Source organism: Noviherbaspirillum sp. FW303-A3 (assembly GCF_058788695.1).
The window spans coordinates 2,247,343-2,263,273 of sequence record NZ_JBYTAZ010000001.1; the positions used below are offsets into that span (position 1 = coordinate 2,247,343).

15 protein-coding genes are annotated in these 15,931 nt (G+C 62.8%); 11 read left to right on the forward strand and 4 right to left on the reverse strand.

Translation table 11 applies throughout. The features are described from left to right. Positions 1-159 precede the first annotated feature (159 nt). Positions 160-438: a hypothetical protein gene (locus AC3WOY_RS11030; RefSeq protein WP_492423634.1), complete on the forward strand. Its 279-nt coding sequence runs from the start codon at positions 160-162 to the stop codon at positions 436-438. A gap of 65 nt (positions 439-503) precedes the next feature. Here the strand turns inward: AC3WOY_RS11030 and AC3WOY_RS11035 are convergent, their stop codons facing one another. Continuing rightward, on the reverse strand, positions 504-1,439 hold the full coding sequence (locus AC3WOY_RS11035) for an alpha/beta fold hydrolase (RefSeq protein WP_492423636.1): 936 nt from the start codon (positions 1,437-1,439) through the stop codon (positions 504-506). A 193-nt stretch (positions 1,440-1,632) separates the two neighbouring features. Further along, the gene (locus AC3WOY_RS11040; RefSeq protein WP_492423638.1) at positions 1,633-1,827 is read right to left on the reverse strand and encodes a hypothetical protein; all 195 of its coding nucleotides are present in this window, start codon (positions 1,825-1,827) and stop codon (positions 1,633-1,635) included. Between the two features lie 155 nt (positions 1,828-1,982). Here AC3WOY_RS11040 and AC3WOY_RS11045 point away from each other — a divergent pair, with 155 nt between their 5' ends. Both AC3WOY_RS11045 and AC3WOY_RS11050 read left to right on the forward strand, forming a co-directional pair. Further along, a complete protein-coding gene (locus tag AC3WOY_RS11045) occupies positions 1,983-2,420 on the forward strand; it encodes a response regulator (RefSeq protein WP_492423640.1) in 438 nt (145 codons plus the stop codon). A gap of 46 nt (positions 2,421-2,466) precedes the next feature. After that, positions 2,467-2,670 (forward strand): hypothetical protein, encoded by a 204-nt coding sequence (locus AC3WOY_RS11050; RefSeq protein ID WP_492423642.1) that lies wholly within the window; start codon positions 2,467-2,469, stop codon positions 2,668-2,670. On the opposite strand, the gene AC3WOY_RS11055 is transcribed toward AC3WOY_RS11050, so the two are convergent. Further along, positions 2,667-3,566 (reverse strand): DMT family transporter, encoded by a 900-nt coding sequence (locus tag AC3WOY_RS11055; protein ID WP_492423644.1) that lies wholly within the window; start codon positions 3,564-3,566, stop codon positions 2,667-2,669. The genes AC3WOY_RS11050 and AC3WOY_RS11055 overlap by 4 nt on opposite strands. Positions 3,567-3,671: 105 nt before the next feature. Here AC3WOY_RS11055 and AC3WOY_RS11060 point away from each other — a divergent pair, with 105 nt between their 5' ends. The 5 genes from AC3WOY_RS11060 to hpf all read left to right on the forward strand — a co-directional run bounded on the left by AC3WOY_RS11060 (position 3,672) and on the right by hpf (position 10,131). Continuing rightward, complete coding sequence (locus AC3WOY_RS11060; protein WP_492423646.1) at positions 3,672-5,333, forward strand: VRR-NUC domain-containing protein; 1,662 nt, start codon at positions 3,672-3,674, stop codon at positions 5,331-5,333. Next, a complete protein-coding gene (locus AC3WOY_RS11065) occupies positions 5,330-7,573 on the forward strand; it encodes a helicase C-terminal domain-containing protein (RefSeq protein WP_492423648.1) in 2,244 nt (747 codons plus the stop codon). The genes AC3WOY_RS11060 and AC3WOY_RS11065 overlap by 4 nt, the downstream gene beginning before the upstream one ends. Positions 7,574-7,784: 211 nt before the next feature. Further along, positions 7,785-8,282, forward strand: coding sequence for a hypothetical protein (locus tag AC3WOY_RS11070; protein WP_492423650.1), 498 nt, complete (start codon positions 7,785-7,787; stop codon positions 8,280-8,282). Positions 8,283-8,354: 72 nt separating this feature from the next. Continuing rightward, positions 8,355-9,497: a PA0069 family radical SAM protein gene (locus AC3WOY_RS11075; protein WP_492423652.1), complete on the forward strand. Its 1,143-nt coding sequence runs from the start codon at positions 8,355-8,357 to the stop codon at positions 9,495-9,497. Positions 9,498-9,789: 292 nt separating this feature from the next. Continuing rightward, positions 9,790-10,131: a ribosome hibernation-promoting factor, HPF/YfiA family gene (gene hpf / locus AC3WOY_RS11080; RefSeq protein WP_492423654.1), complete on the forward strand. Its 342-nt coding sequence runs from the start codon at positions 9,790-9,792 to the stop codon at positions 10,129-10,131. A gap of 4 nt (positions 10,132-10,135) precedes the next feature. Here the strand turns inward: hpf and AC3WOY_RS11085 are convergent, their stop codons facing one another. Then, the gene (locus AC3WOY_RS11085; RefSeq protein WP_492423656.1) at positions 10,136-10,744 is read right to left on the reverse strand and encodes a TetR/AcrR family transcriptional regulator; all 609 of its coding nucleotides are present in this window, start codon (positions 10,742-10,744) and stop codon (positions 10,136-10,138) included. 326 nt (positions 10,745-11,070) lie between these two features. Between AC3WOY_RS11085 and lipP1 the strand changes: the two genes are divergently transcribed. From lipP1 to AC3WOY_RS11100, 3 genes are all read left to right on the forward strand, one after another. Beyond that, entirely contained in the window at positions 11,071-12,000 is a 930-nt protein-coding gene (gene lipP1, locus AC3WOY_RS11090) for a LipP1 family hormone-sensitive lipase (RefSeq protein WP_492429261.1), read from the forward strand. A gap of 118 nt (positions 12,001-12,118) precedes the next feature. Then, entirely contained in the window at positions 12,119-14,083 is a 1,965-nt protein-coding gene (locus AC3WOY_RS11095; RefSeq protein ID WP_492423658.1) for an MFS transporter, read from the forward strand. 152 nt (positions 14,084-14,235) lie between these two features. Then, positions 14,236-15,831, forward strand: coding sequence for a polysaccharide deacetylase family protein (locus AC3WOY_RS11100; protein WP_492423660.1), 1,596 nt, complete (start codon positions 14,236-14,238; stop codon positions 15,829-15,831). The last annotated feature ends 100 nt before the right edge of the window (positions 15,832-15,931 follow it).

Genomic DNA, 15,931 nt, shown 5'->3' on the forward strand with positions numbered 1-15,931 from the left:
ACAAGATGTCAGGCCGCTATTCTTAGTGGCAATCCTCTAGGCGTATTACAAGCGTTACATTTCTTAACACAGTCGCAACAACTTCTGCGGCGCGCACGCGGTCAGAACATGCAGTAGAGCCCGAACAAAAACACTTTCCCATTATTTTGTGAGGACGCCATGTTGAAAAAAACCGTATCCCCTGCAGTCATGTCCGCATTCGCTTTCGGTCTTGCCGCATGCGACGTCGAAAAGAAGCAGGAAGGCAACCTTGACCTGCCGAAGTACGAGGTCGAGAAGAAACAGGCCGGCAACGTGAAGCTGCCCGAGTATGACGTCAAGACACCTGACGTCGCAGTCAACAAGGAACAGCGCACCGTTGAAGTCCCGACGATCAAGAAGGAAGAACGCACGGTTACCGTGCCGGATGTCGACGTGAAGCCGGCACAGGAAAAATAAGAGTTTGCTGCCCCCGTTCGTACCCTGATGGGTACTTGATGCCCCCCGGTCCCCGGGGGGCCTTTTCACTTTCCTTCGTTGACAACGGCACGGAAGCGCAGGTAATCCTCCGCGCTCTCCTTCGGACGTTCGAGCATCGGCAGATGGCCGACGCCCTGCATGACGACCACCTGCGAGCGCGGCATCAGTTTGTGCAGCACTTCCGCTGTGCCAACGTGGATCACGCGGTCGCCGTCGCCCCATACGATCAATGTCGGCGTCCGCAGCCCCGTCACGCGCTGCTCGACGGACTCGGTGGCGATCCTTGCGAAAATGCGTTCTTCGAGCTCTGCATTGCGGATGCGCTCCTGCGCAAACACGTTGAGGATGGGCCGTGGCACGAAAGGCGGATCCGTCATCACGAAAGCAAAGGTCTCCGCGAACTCCTCTTCGCTGCGGGCGATCAGCGGATTGCGTCCCGTACCGAGCACGATGTGCGCGAGTTCGCTGCGCGGTGCGTTCCAGATGCCTGCCGGATTCAGCAGCCAGAGACTGTCCACCTCCTTCGGATAGCGCGCGGCATAGGCCATCGCGATCTGGCCGCCCATCGAGTTGCCTCCGAGGTGTACGCGTGGAATACCGAGCGCCTGCGCCAGCAGGTACAGCCGCTCCGCCTGTGCAGCGGGCGTGTAGTCTGCATCGTCCGGCCGCGAAGATTCGCCAAAACCTATATGATCGGGGATGATCACGCGGTAATGCGGCGTCAGGTGACGCGCGCTGCGGGTGAAGTTGTCCTTGTTTCCGCCGAACCCGTGCAACAGCATCAGCGGCTCGCCCTGGCCGCCTTCGAGGTAGACGTAACGCAGTCCGTCCTCGAGCGCGACCTCCTTGCGCTCCAGGCCGGCACGCCCGCGGTCGAAACCGATGGCGATGTCGGCAACCTGCTTGTAGGCGCTCGCGCAACCGGTGAGCAGGAAAACAAGGAAAAGCAGCGGCAGCAGGGATTTTCTTACAGTGATCATGGGAGCGAATCGGCCATAGGCATGAATATCCTTGCAACGCTATGCATTACCGGTCGCGTCACCTTGATGCACCTCATGCCGTCACCGCGCTTGGCGTTGCGAGGTCAAGGATTGGCGCTGTCGCGCACATGCGTCGCAAACCTGCATTTCCGCCCCGCGCATGAAAATCATGATGGCGGACACGGACGGGACATCAACCCTTTCCGTCCTCCGGAATGCCAAGATCGATCCCATCCAGATCGTCGAGGGGGCGCAACGCGACAGCGTGCCCGACGAAGGGCACGCGCTCCTCCCACCCGCCATTGCGCGCAGGAACCAGCCAGTAACCTTCCTCATTGTGTGCGACCCAGTAGCGAGGTTGCCGGGTGTACTCATATAGCGTGACCAAAGGAAACTCCGTAGGGGGAAGGCCGAAATTTTTTGTTGCCCATGAAAGCCCAAATGACGGTAGTCAAGCAATGCAACACGGCGAGCTTTCATAATAGCCCTGCTATGCAGGACGCGCACCACCGGCATAATCAAAGACAACACAGGACAACTGCAATGAATATCGCGCTTTCCACGACGAGTTCCAACGCCGCTCCTGCCCCATCCGAATCCGCATCCGGTCTCGCCGGCAACGGAAAACGCATCCTGGTGGTGGATGACAATGTGGACGCCGCCGAATCCGCTGGCGAAATTCTCCGCCTGCTTGGCAATGAAGTGTCGGTGGTGCATGACGGGCTGGCAGCAGTGTCGGCCGTCGAGCAGTGGCATCCTGAAGTGGTACTGCTCGACATCGGCCTTCCCGGCATCGATGGCTATGAAGTAGCGAAACGGGTGCGCCAGTCGGATTTCGGCAAGGAAGTGATGCTGGTCGCGCTCACCGGCTGGGGACAGGAGCAGGACAAGCAGAGGACGTCCGATTCCGGGTTCGACCAGCACTGGGTCAAGCCGGTCGGGATCGACAAGCTGAGGGAAATCTCGCAAATCAGCCGGTGAGGCGGCGTACAATGGCGGGCGCATTTCCGTTCGCACACGCCTCATCATGTTCAACGACGACCTCTACCTCATCCTCCTGAAATCCACCGCGGTAGGCCTGCTCCTGGGCGCCGTTGCCGCCCGCATCAAACAGCGGAGCTTTGCCGGCTGGGCGGCGATCGGCGCCGTGGCCGCCGCGATTTTTCCCGGACTGTCCCTGGTTGCGCTGATGGTGCTGGCGCTGCTGCCCAGGGGCGAGCGTAAAGACTAGCGCCGCGACGACAGCACGATCCCGCCGACGATCAGCGCAAACGCCACCGCATGGTAGGCATGCGGCAATTCCCCGAGGAAGGCCGATGACATCAGCGCCGCGAACAGCGGCGTGAGGTTGTTGAAGAAGGCGGCGATATTCGGGCCGACGCGCTGCACGCCAGCGCCCCAGCAGCGGAAGGCAACGATCGCGGGACCGATGGCGACGTAAAGCAGTGCCGCCGCGAGCGGCCAGCCCCATTCGATGTGCTTGCCGCCCATCGCCCATTCCCCTGCCGCAAACGCTCCCGACCACATGACGCCGAAGGTCACCTGTGCCAGCAGGAAGGCCGCCCAGTCATTGCGGATAGCCTCGGGCTCCTTGCGCGCGACGAGCAGCCAGCTGTAGACCGACCATGCAATCGTGGCCAGCACCATGAACAGGTCGCCCGGCACCAGTCGCAATGCGACCAGTTGCTCCCACTGCCCGCGGCTGAGCACGATCAGCACACCGGCCACTGACAGCAATGCGCCCGCGACCTGCATGCGCGACACGCCGGCGCGGAAAAACATCCATCCGATCAGCAGCATCCAGACCGGCATGCTGGCCGCCACCAGGGTCACGTTGATCGGCGTGGAGCTCTGCAGCGCAAGATACTGCAGCGCGTTGTACATGCCCACCCCGAGCAGTCCGAGCACCGCGAAACGGCGCGAGTGCACCCACATGCCGCTGCGCTTGCGGTAAATCCATCCCGCCATCGGCACGAGGATCAGCAACGCAATGGCCCAGCGCAGGAAATTGAGCGTGATCGGCGGCACCATCGCATTGACCAGGCGTCCGACGACCGCATTGCCGGCCCACAGCAGCGGAGGAACGACGAGCATCAGGACGGTGGACGGTGTGAGCGGATGATTCATGCTGCTGGCTGACGGCAAGAAGGTGTCGATGGGAAAGAGCCAAGAGCATACTTGATTTCATTTGTCGCCGCCGGGCACTGGCACCTCCCGGTACAATCGTGAGTCATGCATCGGCGAATTGCCAAGATGATCAGGACGCTGGAAAACCGCTTTTACTACCTCGACAACTTCCACACGGTCGTCAACTGGATCGGGGAACGTTACGACGCCCTGCTCGACGATGCGGAGCGCGGATTCATCGCGCGCTTTGCCGGACTGCCCCAGGCGTCGCGCGCGCTGCTGGTGCGCATGGTGATGCGCAAGGGGGATCTGTTCCGTTCCGGCAAACTGCATTACGAGGAAATCGGCGATCCGTGCGAAGCTGCGGCACTCCTCGCCGACGCGGGATGGATCGAGCGCGATGAGCATCTCTCGCTCGATGAATTGTTTTCGCTGCTTACAAAGTCTGAAATTGAAAGCCTGTTCCGCGCGCACATTCCGAAAGGTGCGAGGAAGGCAGAGCAACTCGAAGCACTGCGCAGCACGTTCACAGGCACGCGTCCCTTTTCCCGATGGCATCCCGAAACGGATGAACAGGTGTACCGCCTGCGCATCGGCACACTGTGCGACCGCCTGCGTCTCATGTTCTTCGGCAACCTGCACCAGGACTGGACCGAATTCGTGCTGTCCGATCTCGGCATCACCCGCTACGAGAAAGTGGCGTTTCCCGCGTCCGCACAGGCATTCCGCGACCGGCAGGATGTCAACGATTACCTGCACCTGTTCCGCTGCCGCGAACGCTTCGAGGCAGGCGAGCCGATGGAGATGGTGCTTGCCGATGTGCCGGCGCAGCCGCTGGACAACCACTGGATCGAGCAACGCCGCGCGCGCTTGCTGTTCCACGTCGCGCAAGAGTATGAACGTGCCCGCGATTGGAACAATGCATTGCGCCTCTACACCGGCATCCGCTATCCGGAAGCACGCGTGCGCACCATTCGCGTCCTTGAATTGAGCGACAGACATGAGGAGGCCTTGTCACTCGCGCAGGCCGCGGCGCATCAGCCAGAAAGCGACGCCGAGCAGCAACAGCTGCAGCGCATGCTGCCCCGGCTCCTGCGCCGCGCGGGACTGCCGAAGCCCACGCCGCGCGCGCCGGCACCCGTCACCCGTATCGATCTCATCCTGCCCCAGCCGCAGGACGATTACTCGGTGGAGGAACTGGTGCGCGCGCACATCGACACTCCGAAGGCGCCGGCCTGGTATGTGGAGAACACGCTGATCAACTCGCTGTTCGGCCTGCTCTGCTGGCAGGCCGTGTTCACCCCGGTTCCCGGCGCATTCTTCCATCCCTTCCACACCGGTCCGGCGGACCTGCACAGCGCCGATTTCCGGCTGCGCCGCGCAACCGAATTCGACGATTGCCTCGCGGCGCTCGAGACGCAGCGGTACAAGGACATCATCCGCCTGCACTTCCGCGAAAAACACGGCATCCAGTCGCCCTTCGTGTTCTGGGACATGCTTGACGAGCGCCTGCTGAAAACGGCGCTCGAATGCATCCCTGCGCAACATTTGAAGAAGTGGTTCGAGCGCATGCTGCTCGACATCCGTGCAAACCGCTCGGGCTTCCCGGACCTCATCCAGTTCTGGCCGCAGGAAAGGCGCTACCGCATGGTCGAGGTCAAGGCGCCCGGCGACCGCTTGCAGGACAACCAGGTGCGCTGGCTCGAGTTCTGCGCCGCGCACGGCATGCCGGTGGAAGTCTGCCGGGTGCAATGGAAGGAAGCATGAAGTACGCCGTCGCCGTCCGCGCGCTGACCGAGTTCACCGCCAAACAGGGCGACCTTGACCTGCGCTTCACGCCTTCTCCTTCCGCGCAGGAAGGCATTGCCGGACATGCGGCGGTGACGTCGCGGCGTCCACCGGGCTACCAGGCGGAAATCAGCCTCAGCGGCGAATACCGGCACCTGGTCGTACGCGGCCGTGCCGACGGTTACGATGCGGACCGCAACCAGCTCGAGGAAATCAAGACCTTCCGCGGCGACCTGGACCGGCTGCCCGCGAACCATCGCCACCTGCACTGGGCGCAGGTCAAGGTATACGGCTGGCTGCTGTGCGAGAAACTCGGCCTGGCCGAGCTGCGGCTGGCGCTGGTCTACTTCGACATCGGCACCGGCAAGGAGACGGTGCTGGCGGAGACACATTCGGCGGTGGATCTGAAGCAGTTTTTTGAAACGCAGTGCGAGCGTTTTCTCGCATGGTCGGAACAGGAAATGAGGCACCGTTCCGCGCGCGACGAAGCACTGGCCGCATTGCGTTTTCCGCACGACGCCTTCCGCGCCGGACAGCGCGAACTGGCGGAAGCGATGTACCGCGCTGCGGGCAGCGGACGCTGCCTGCTTGCGGAAGCGCCCACCGGCATCGGCAAGACCATCGGCACGATATTTCCCCTGCTGAAGGCTTGTCCGGGGCAGCAGCTCGACAAGGTGTTTTTCCTTGCCGCCAAGACATCCGGGCGCAGGCTCGCCTTCGATGCGCTGTCCCGGGTCGGCGCGGGGAAGACGCTGCCGTTGCGCGTGCTCGAACTCGTTGCGCGCGACAAGGCATGCGAGCATCCGGACAAGGCATGCCATGGCGAATCCTGCCCGCTGGCAAAAGGGTTTTACGACCGCCTTCCGCAGGCGCGGCAGGCGGCTGTCGACATCCGCGTGCAGGACAAGGACGCCTTGCGCAAGGTGGCGCTGGCGCACAACGTGTGTCCCTACTACCTGGGCCAGGACCTGGCGCGCTGGAGCGATGTCGTGGTGGGCGATTACAACTATTACTTCGATGGCGGCGCGATGCTGCACGGACTCACGGTGGCGAACGACTGGCGTGTGGCGGTGCTGGCCGACGAAGCGCACAACCTGGTCGAGCGCGCGCGCAAGATGTACACGGCCGAACTGGATCAGGGTGCATTGCGCGGGCTGCGCCTCACGGCGCCGGCAGCGCTGAAGAAAAGCCTCGACCGCCTGCACCGCCAGTGGAACGAACTCACCAAGGCGCAGGAAGCCGATTACCACGTCTATCCGGAAGTGCCGCCGACATTCGCGGGGGCCCTCCAGCAGTCCATCGCCGATATCACTGAGTACATGGCCGACAACCCGGCGCTCTTCGATGCCGGATTGCAGCAGTTCTATTTCGACGCGCTGCACTTCTCGCGCCTGGCGGAAGTGTTCGACACGCACTCGCTGTTCGATATCAGCAAGCCGCGGACGCGCGGTTCGGTGCTGTGCATCCGCAATGTCGTTCCCGCGCCCTTCCTCGGCCCGCGCTTCGCCGCAGCGCGGACAGCGGCATTGTTCTCCGCGACATTGCGGCCGGTGGATTTCTATACCGACATGCTCGGCCTGCCCGAGGACACGGTCTGCATCGAAGTGGCGTCGCCGTTCGATGCAGACCAGCTGCGCGTGAAGATCGTGCGCGACATCTCCACGCGCTACCAGGACCGCGACGCATCGCTCGATCCGATCGCCGCGCTGATCGCGAGGCAGTATGAAAGCCGGCCCGGCAATTACCTGGCCTTCTTCAGCAGCTTCGATTACCTGCAGAAAGTCGCGCAGCGTTTCGCCGCGCGCTTCCCGGACATCCCGTTCTGGGAGCAGTCGCGCGGCATGGCGGAGAGCGAACGCGATGCCTTCCTCGCGCGCTTCACACCCGAGGGGCGCGGCATCGGCTTCGCCGTCCTGGGCGGCTCCTTCGGTGAAGGGATCGACCTGCCGGGCGAACGGCTGGTCGGCGCCTTCATCGCCACCCTCGGACTGCCCCAGCTCAACCCGGTGAACGAACACATCATGCAGCGCATGCAGGAAACTTTCGGCGCCGGCTATGACTACACCTACCTCTATCCCGGCATGCAGAAGGTGGTGCAGGCGGCGGGGCGCGTCATCCGCACACAGACGGACAAGGGCGTGATCTACCTGATCGACGACCGCTTCGCGCGCCCGAACGTGATGCGTTTGCTGCCGGGCTGGTGGAAGGTGGAGCGTTAGAGTCTGCGCGGCATCGCGTTATGCGCTATCCCAAGCTTTGTTGCGAAGGCGGGATTTCGCAGCCATTTCCCTTGGTCGAACCAATGCGGCACAACCGCAGCCACCTTTCTCCGCAGATGCGACCGTATCTGCAGTTCCACGAGTCATACCACGTCAGGGAGCAGATAGCGCCCGCAGAGCGCAATCGTCATTCTTCATGAATGGAGAGCTTATGGGATGGTTTTCAAGCAATGATGCACAGTCGCCCCGCCGCGCTGCCGTCGCGCTACTTGCCTCTATCCTTCTCGCGCCCCTGTCCGCCATGGCGCTGGAGACGGGCAGCATGCAGCGGCTGTCGGAAGATGAACTGCGGCTCGTCGCCGCGAAGGGTCTTGCCGACCGCTTCCTGCAGCGCGTGGCGCTCTATGCGTCCAACGGATTCGGTGTCGAAGTCATCGGCGACTCGGCGAGATTGCTCAATCCGCTGGGCGACGCCTTCGCCGGATTGCTCGATGCTGACATCACGTTCCAGGATGCGGTATTCAACCCGCTCAATCCGTTGACGCTCATCGACAGCGACGGCAGCGTGCTGGTGCGCCTGCCGTCGACGATCGGGGGAATCAGTATCCGCAACATCCGCATCCGCGGCTCCAACGGCGCCAGCTTCGGCAGCGTGACGATCCGCGACGTGGACTTCGGCGGCACCACGATCCGGGTGACGCGCCGCTGAAATATCGATCCCGCACTTGAACATGCGCATGTGGCTGGCTAATATACTGTATTTATATACAGTATATTAGCCATGCCGGACGACGACTTTCCCGGGGATTCCCAGCCTGTCCTGCTCCACCGCCCACTTGCCGCGCGCAAGGGCCGTGGCGCGGTCACCAACCTGCAGGGCCGCTACGAAATGCTGGCGCGCGAGGCCTTCGACGATGGCTGGATGGCTGATGAGGAAGAATCTCCCCCGGCCTTCAGGACAGAAGTGTTCGAGGAACAGGCGCGAAGCATCCTGACCCGCAATGCGTCGCCGGACGTGCCGTTCGATGTATCGCTCAACCCGTATCGCGGTTGCGAGCACGGCTGCATTTATTGTTTTGCCCGGCCGACACACAGCTACCTCGGCCTGTCGCCCGGCCTGGATTTCGAAAGCCGGATCTACGCCAAGGTCAATGCGCCGGAACTTCTGCGCCGCGAGCTGGCAAGGCCGTCCTATATGCCGGAATCAATCGCGCTCGGCGTCAACACCGATGCCTACCAGCCCTGCGAGCGCGGCTTGCGCCTGACGCGGCGCGTGCTGGAAGTGCTGCACGAATGCGGCAATCCGGTCGCGGTGATCACCAAGTCCTCGCTGATCGAGCGCGACATCGACCTGCTCGCGCCCATGGCCGCAAAGCGCCAGGCCATGGCAGCAGTCACCATCACCACGCTCGATCCGGCAATCGCGCGCACGCTGGAACCGCGCGCCGCCGCACCGTCCCGCCGCTTGCGCACGATACGCACGCTCACCGATGCCGGCATCCCGGTCGGCGTCAGCATCGCGCCGGTGATTCCCTTCGTCACCGAACCCGACCTGGAACGCATCATGGCCGCCGCCGCGGATGCAGGCGCGGTCGCGGCGAGCTATATCGTGCTGCGCCTGCCGTGGGAAGTGAATCCGCTGTTCCAGCAATGGCTGGAAGCGCATTTCCCCGACCGCGCCCGGCGCGTGATGAATCGCATACGCGACATGCGCGGCGGCAAGGAGTACGACGCGACGTTCGGCAAACGCATGCATGGCGAGGGGTTATGGGCCGACCTGATCCGGCAGCGATTCGACAAGGCGGTCGCACGGCTTGGGATGGGTTCGCGCTCGAAGGGGTATGCGAGACTCGATGCATCGCATTTCCGGCGGCCGATGTACGGGAAGCCCGGGAATGCCGGTGGACAATTCGAACTCTTCTAGGTCATCATGCTGTCACACTGAGCCCGTAAGATTCGCCCATCTACTGTACATGCAAACGATATGCATGACGGCAGACAGGTGTGCCGCCGATCCCGAATAGACACGGGGTGGCACACCGCCCCCCCCCCACCTGCATTTTTCCTTTCCCCGTTTCAACAAATGATCGGCCGTTGATTCATCCGTGTACCGGAAACCGGTGAACCTGCCCGGCAAGATACCGTCTACAAGCAAAAGCTAGGCGTGCACGACGCGCCTGCGATCCCCTTGTACCTTGCCAATTGGAGCCGACCGTATGAACCTGATGATCACCGGACACCATGTCGATGTCAGTCAAGCCTTGCGTGACTATGTGGAAAACAAGATGGAACGGGTCGTCCGTCACTTTGACCAGATCATCGATATTGCGGTGATACTTGGTATCGAGAGGCCATCCGAAAAGGACAAGCGCCAGCGCGCCGAAGTGAACATGCGGCTCAAGGGCAATGTCATTCATGTGGAGCATTTTGCCGAAGACCTGTATGCGGCCATCGACGGGCTGGTGGACAAACTCGACAGGCAAGTGCTCAAGCACAAGAGCAAGGTGCAGGGCCATCAGAACGAGGCCATCAAGCACATCAGCCCGGACCTCTCCTGACGAATCAGGGACTGCGGGGAGGCAAGGTGTAGGGCAGGAAAAGACTGAGTACCTGCTTGAATCCCCAGTCAAGATGTTCCCGCGTCACCTTGCCGACGTTGTGCCGTGAATCAAGATAATCCAGCCAGTAGCTGGAAATGATCCAGGCATTGATCACCAGGCATTCCAGCTCCTCGTCGCCTGCGGTGAGGAGCCCCTTCTCGACCATCTGTTTGAGCGCGCGCTTGATATCCGCCTGCCCGCGGTCGGCGAGCTTCACGTTTCTTGCGCGCAGCTTCGGCGCCATGCGCTTGATTTCCGCCCCGTCGCGGTACAGGAAGCGCCATTCCCACATCAGCCTGAACCAGCGTTGCAGGTAGGCCAGCCCTGCCGAGCTGCCTTCCTCGCTTGCCTGCGATGCATTGGCTACCTCGTTCAGTGCCTCTTCGAACTGTGCGAAAAGGGCGAAGAGGATGTCTTCCTTCTTCTTGAAGTAGTAATACAGGTTGCCTTCGTTGATGCCTGCGGTGCGCGCGATCTCGGCTGTGGTGACAGCGGCGGGGCCGGATTCATTGAACAGGCGCAAACATACATCCAGTATGCGGTCCCGCGTACTCCTGGCGGCTTCAGTCATGATCGTTCGTATTGACAGGTTTAAGGTGGCACCCTTAACGTGGATCTTGCAGAAAATTCATTTCCTTTGTCCATTTTACTGGACGCGAACCGGGCAATGCGATTCGGAGGGCGGCATGAGCTGGCAAGCGCGTGTTTTCAGTTTCATCCTGCGGCAGACCGTCAAGCGGCGGCTGGCGGCGGCGATCCGCGCACGCCCTGGCATCGTCGCTCTATGCAAACCTGCGCGGCCTGCCGCCGCTGCTGATCCACATCGGCGCGGATGAAGTGCTGCTCGACGATTTTCCGGAAGCGTGTAACATCGTTCAAGACAACAAAGGAGACAATATGCTGCATCCCCAGGCGCGCGCACTGCTTGACCTGATCGAACAACGCGCCGTCCCGCCGACGCATACACTAACGGTCGAAGACGCACGGCGCTTTTACCGCGAGCGACGCTTCTTCACCCAGCCCGATACGCCTGAAGTTGCGCATGTGGAAGACTTGTGCGCGGATGACGGTATCCCGCTTCGGCTCTACAAACCGCTCGGTGCCGCGCAAGGCCCGATGCCCGCGATGGTCTACTACCACGGCGGCGGCTGGACCATCGGCGACCTCGACACGCACGACACCTTGTGCCGCCAGCTTGCCAACCGCTCCGGCTGCGCGCTGGTGTCCGTCGATTACCGCCTCGGCCCCGAGCACCGTTTCCCCGCCGCCGTGGACGACTGCACCATGGCCTTGCGCTGGGTGCATGCGAATGCCCCTGCCCTCGGCATCGATGCCGCACGCATCGCCATCGGCGGCGACAGCGCGGGCGGCAATCTTGCGGCGGTGGCGGCCATCGACGCACGCGACAACGACGGCCCTCGGCTGGCGTTCCAGCTCCTGATCTACCCGGCGACGGACATGCGCGCCATCGCCGCTTCGCACGTCACCAACGGCCAGGGATACCTGCTGACCAGCGACACCGTACGTTATTTCCACGACCACTACATCGACGACCCGAAGCACGATCTCGACTGGCGCGCGTCGCCCCTGCTGCATCCCGACCTGTCGCGCCTGCCGCCGGCCTTCATCCTCACCGCGGGCTTCGACCCGCTGCGCGACGAGGGGCTGATGTATGCGCAGCGACTGAGCGAAGCGGGCAACCGCACGACTTCGATCTGCTTCGACCGCCAGATCCATGGCTTCATTAGCATGGGCCGCGTGCTCGATGAAGCCAACGCTGCGGTGGACATCTGCGCGTCGCAACTGAGGAGCGCGCTCATCGGCTGACGGTATCGTCCGGCGCGACTATCGGTTGCGCCGCATTCACCCCGGCAATTCCATCCCCTCCGCGCTGCGTCTGCGTGTATATTTGATGCCGCTTAATCAACACGCTGCAGAGGAGACCATGGAACAACCCATCGATGCGCAAGCGGGCGCGACTGTATCCGGCACCACCGCGCATGCCGAGCATCCCAACCAGTTCGCGCTGCTCGGCCAGCGCCGCTTCGCGCCCTTCTTCTGGACGCAATTCTCCGGCGCGGCCAACGACAACCTCTTCAAGTTCGCCTTCACCGTGATGGTCACCTACCAGCTGCAGGTAAGCTGGATGCAACCGGCCATGGCCGGCCTCGTGATCGGCGCGCTGTTCATCCTGCCCTACCTGCTGTTCTCCGCCACCAGCGGACAGGTCACCGACAAATACGAAAAGACGACGATCATCCGTTTCGTGAAGAACCTGGAGATCGTCATCATGGCGGCGGCGTCCTACGGCTTCCTCATGGAAAACGTGCCGGTGCTGCTGGGCTGCACGTTCCTGATGGGCCTGCACTCGACGCTGTTCGGGCCGGTGAAATTCGCCTACCTGCCGCAGGTGCTCAGCGAGCGCGAGCTGACCGGCGGCAACGGCATGGTGGAGATGGGCACCTTCGTCGCCATCCTGCTCGGCAACATCGTCGGCGGCCTGCTGATTGCAACGCCCGAGGTCGGCCGCCTGCATGTGGCGATCGGCTGCATTGCCGCCGCCGTCGCCGGCCGCGCCGTTGCGCAGTTCATTCCGCTCGCGCCCGCCACCGATCCCGGATTGAAGATCAACTGGAATCCGGTCACGGAAACCTGGCGCAACCTGAAGATGGCGCACGGCAACCCGGTCGTGTTCCGTTCGCTGCTAGGCATCAGCTGGATGTGGTTCTTCGGCGCAGTCTTCCTCAGCCAGTTCCCCAGCCTGTCGCGCGAAGTCCTGCACGGCAACGAACAGGTCGCGTCCTTCCTGCTGGTCGTCTTCTCCATCGGCATCGCCACCGGCTCGCTGCTGTGCGAAGTGCTGAGCCGCCGCCACGTCGAGATCGGCCTGGTGCCGCTGGGTGCGATCGGCATGACCATCTTCGCGGTCGATTTCTACTTCGCGACGCGCAGCCTGCCGCCGGCGGAGACGCTGGCGCTGGGCGAATTCCTGGCGCGTCCCGCCCACTGGCGCGTGCTGGCCGACCTCATGCTGCTCAGCCTGTTCGCCGGCCTGTACAGCGTGCCGATGTATGCGCTGATCCAGCTGCGCGCGCAGCCGACGCACCGTGCGCGCATCATCGCGGCCAACAATATCCTGAACGCGCTGTTCATGATCGCCAGCTCCGTCATCGCCGGCATCCTGCTCCAGTCCGGTTTTTCGATCCCGCAGATCTTCCTGTTCACCGGCCTGGCCAATGCGGTCGTCGCGCTCTACATCTTCATGCTGGTGCCGGAATACCTGCTGCGCTTCTTCGCCTGGGTGATGTCGCATGTGGTGTACCGCTTCAAGGTGCGCGGCGACGAGAACATCCCGACCACCGGACCGGCGGTGCTGGTGTGCAACCATGTGAGCTTCGTCGATGCGGTGCTGCTGATGGCGGCGAGCCCGCGCCCGATCTATTTCGTGATGGACCATAGCATCTTCCGCATCCCGGTGCTTGGCGCCGTGTTCCGTCTTGCGAAGGCGATTCCGGTCGCGCCGCGCACACAGGATGAAACAACCTATGAGCGTGCTTTCGAACGCGCTGCGCAAGTGCTTCGCGAAGGCGACCTGCTGGCGATCTTCCCGGAAGGCGCGCTGACGCGCGACGGCAGCCTGCAGGAGTTCAAGGGCGGCGTGATGAAGATCCTGGAACGCGCGCAGCAGGATGGCATTTCGCCGCCCGTGGTGCCGATGGGACTGACCAACCTGTGGGGATCCTTCTTCAGCCGCATCGAGGTCGTCAACGGCGACCGGGTGGCGATGGTGCGCCCGTTCCGGCGCGGGATATTCTCCCGCGTGGGACTGAACGTCGGCCAGCCCGTCCCCGCCGCGCAGGCACAGCCCGCCATGCTGCGCGAACGTGTCGCCGCACTGCTGGCGGAGTGACCGCACACACTTGCGATAGCTTAAAAGACCTTGTTCCTCCTGCGGCGCGGGCCGCAGGAGCGCATGTGGCGGTTGAGAACACGCAACCGCCACATGACGCCTCGCCTCTAGCATGAAGACTCCATCCATCGAACAGCGAGGAGTCCTCCCCCATGAAGAAAACGCGTGTTCCAAGCAGTCTTGTTTTGGCACTGGTCAGCGGATTGAGCGCATGCGGCGGGGGAGGAGAGGACAGAGCGGCGGCGGCAGGGCCGAAGCCGACATCCGTGATGGCGCCGGAAGTCTGGATCAAGTGCGCGGACGAATGGCAGGTATGCAGCTTCTCCGGAACGACGCAAGTGCGTTACGGCCTGGACGGCACCTGGGTCACGCGAACCGCCACCGGATCGATCGGTTGCAATAACGATGTCTTCGGCGACCCGCTTCCCGGTGCCGACAAGATTTGCGAGTACGCGACGATGTCGCCGACGCCAACTCCCACGCCAACTCCCACGCCGACGCCAACTCCAACGCCAACTCCCACGCCTTCACCGACATGGAGCAAGTGCGCCGATGAATGGCAGACGTGTTCCTTTTCCGGTACGCGCCAGGTCCGCTACGGCCTCAACGGGACCTTCGTGACGCGTACCGCGACCGGCTCGATCGGCTGCAACAACGATGTCTTCGGCGACCCGCTTCCGGGCGCCGACAAGATCTGCGAAGTCGAAACCACCACACCCGCACCATCGCCGACGCCCTCTCCGACACCATCCCCAACGCCCACGCCAACGCCGTCACCCACGCCCGCGGACTGCAACGCCATCATCGACCGCTGCTTCGACCTGACCGCGCCGTCCATCACGAAGTACAAGGGGGACAAGACCGCGGCCGCCTCGTACACCTTTGACGACGGCTATCAGTCGAGCGCGACAATTGCGGGCATCTTCGAGAGCTTCGGCCTGCGGGCGACCTTCTACATCATTCCGGGAATCATCGCTGACGATGAATGGAATTTCTGGAAGGACATCGCCGGACGCGGGCACGAGATCGGCAATCATTCGATGACGCATGAAGTCGACATGGGCGATCCCTCGGTGTCCGACGCCGCGCTCCAGACCGAGATCAACGCGGCGCAGGATCGCATCGCCCAGAAACTGGGCACCAAACCGCTCACGTTTGCGTTTCCATGGCATTCGTACACCTCGCGGGCGCTGGGCGTGGCCGAGGCGCGTCACTTCTCCGTGCGCAAGATGTCGACCGGCGAAAGCAATTACCAGTTTGCGTTCTTCGACCAGGCGCATGACGGCTCGCTCGCGGAAGCCCTCGCGACCGTCAACGGCCAGCTGCGCTTCGTCGTCGACAACGGCGGCTGGTTCGTCGCCGGCGGCCATGGCGTGGATGGCGACGGCTGGAGTCCGGTCACGTCGCAATTCCTGCGCGATCACCTGACGTACGCCGGCCAGTTCTCATCATCCCTGTGGGCCGATACCTACCTGAACGTGGCGCGCTACCGCCTGTGCCGTCCGCAGGTATCCGTCACCGCCACGGCGGCGTCGTCGAGCCAGGCGACGGTGACGGTCGACGGCAGCTTCAATGCGTCGCTCTGCACCGCGCCGCTGACGGTCAGCCTGCCGGTCAAGGAAGACTGGTCCGGCAACGTCACCGCGCGCCTCGCCGACGGCACCGCGGTACCGGTGACGCGCACGGCCACCCGGCTGTACCTCGACATCCGTCCGGGCAAGACGGCAACGGTCGAGGTCTCGCGTTAAAACGGGCTCCGGTATCGGATCGTGATACCGGGGGATCTTCACAAGAACACCCGGATCAAATAGCGATCCTTTCCCGCGACTTTCAGGGACACTCCTCTCA

Bases quoted from the DNA above. Each gene is read 5' to 3' on its own strand.
- AC3WOY_RS11030 (WP_492423634.1), top strand. From the start codon at position 160: ATGTTGAAAAAAACCGTATCCCCTGCAGTCATGTCCGCATTCGCTTTC.
- AC3WOY_RS11035 (WP_492423636.1), bottom strand. From the start codon at position 1,439: ATGATCACTGTAAGAAAATCCCTGCTGCCGCTGCTTTTCCTTGTTTTC.
- AC3WOY_RS11045 (WP_492423640.1), top strand. From the start codon at position 1,983: ATGAATATCGCGCTTTCCACGACGAGTTCCAACGCCGCTCCTGCCCCA.
- AC3WOY_RS11050 (WP_492423642.1), top strand. From the start codon at position 2,467: ATGTTCAACGACGACCTCTACCTCATCCTCCTGAAATCCACCGCGGTA.
- AC3WOY_RS11055 (WP_492423644.1), bottom strand. From the start codon at position 3,566: ATGAATCATCCGCTCACACCGTCCACCGTCCTGATGCTCGTCGTTCCT.
- AC3WOY_RS11060 (WP_492423646.1), top strand. From the start codon at position 3,672: ATGCATCGGCGAATTGCCAAGATGATCAGGACGCTGGAAAACCGCTTT.
- AC3WOY_RS11065 (WP_492423648.1), top strand. From the start codon at position 5,330: ATGAAGTACGCCGTCGCCGTCCGCGCGCTGACCGAGTTCACCGCCAAA.
- AC3WOY_RS11070 (WP_492423650.1), top strand. From the start codon at position 7,785: ATGGGATGGTTTTCAAGCAATGATGCACAGTCGCCCCGCCGCGCTGCC.
- AC3WOY_RS11075 (WP_492423652.1), top strand. From the start codon at position 8,355: ATGCCGGACGACGACTTTCCCGGGGATTCCCAGCCTGTCCTGCTCCAC.
- hpf (WP_492423654.1), top strand. From the start codon at position 9,790: ATGAACCTGATGATCACCGGACACCATGTCGATGTCAGTCAAGCCTTG.
- AC3WOY_RS11085 (WP_492423656.1), bottom strand. From the start codon at position 10,744: ATGACTGAAGCCGCCAGGAGTACGCGGGACCGCATACTGGATGTATGT.
- lipP1 (WP_492429261.1), top strand. From the start codon at position 11,071: ATGCTGCATCCCCAGGCGCGCGCACTGCTTGACCTGATCGAACAACGC.
- AC3WOY_RS11095 (WP_492423658.1), top strand. From the start codon at position 12,119: ATGGAACAACCCATCGATGCGCAAGCGGGCGCGACTGTATCCGGCACC.
- AC3WOY_RS11100 (WP_492423660.1), top strand. From the start codon at position 14,236: ATGAAGAAAACGCGTGTTCCAAGCAGTCTTGTTTTGGCACTGGTCAGC.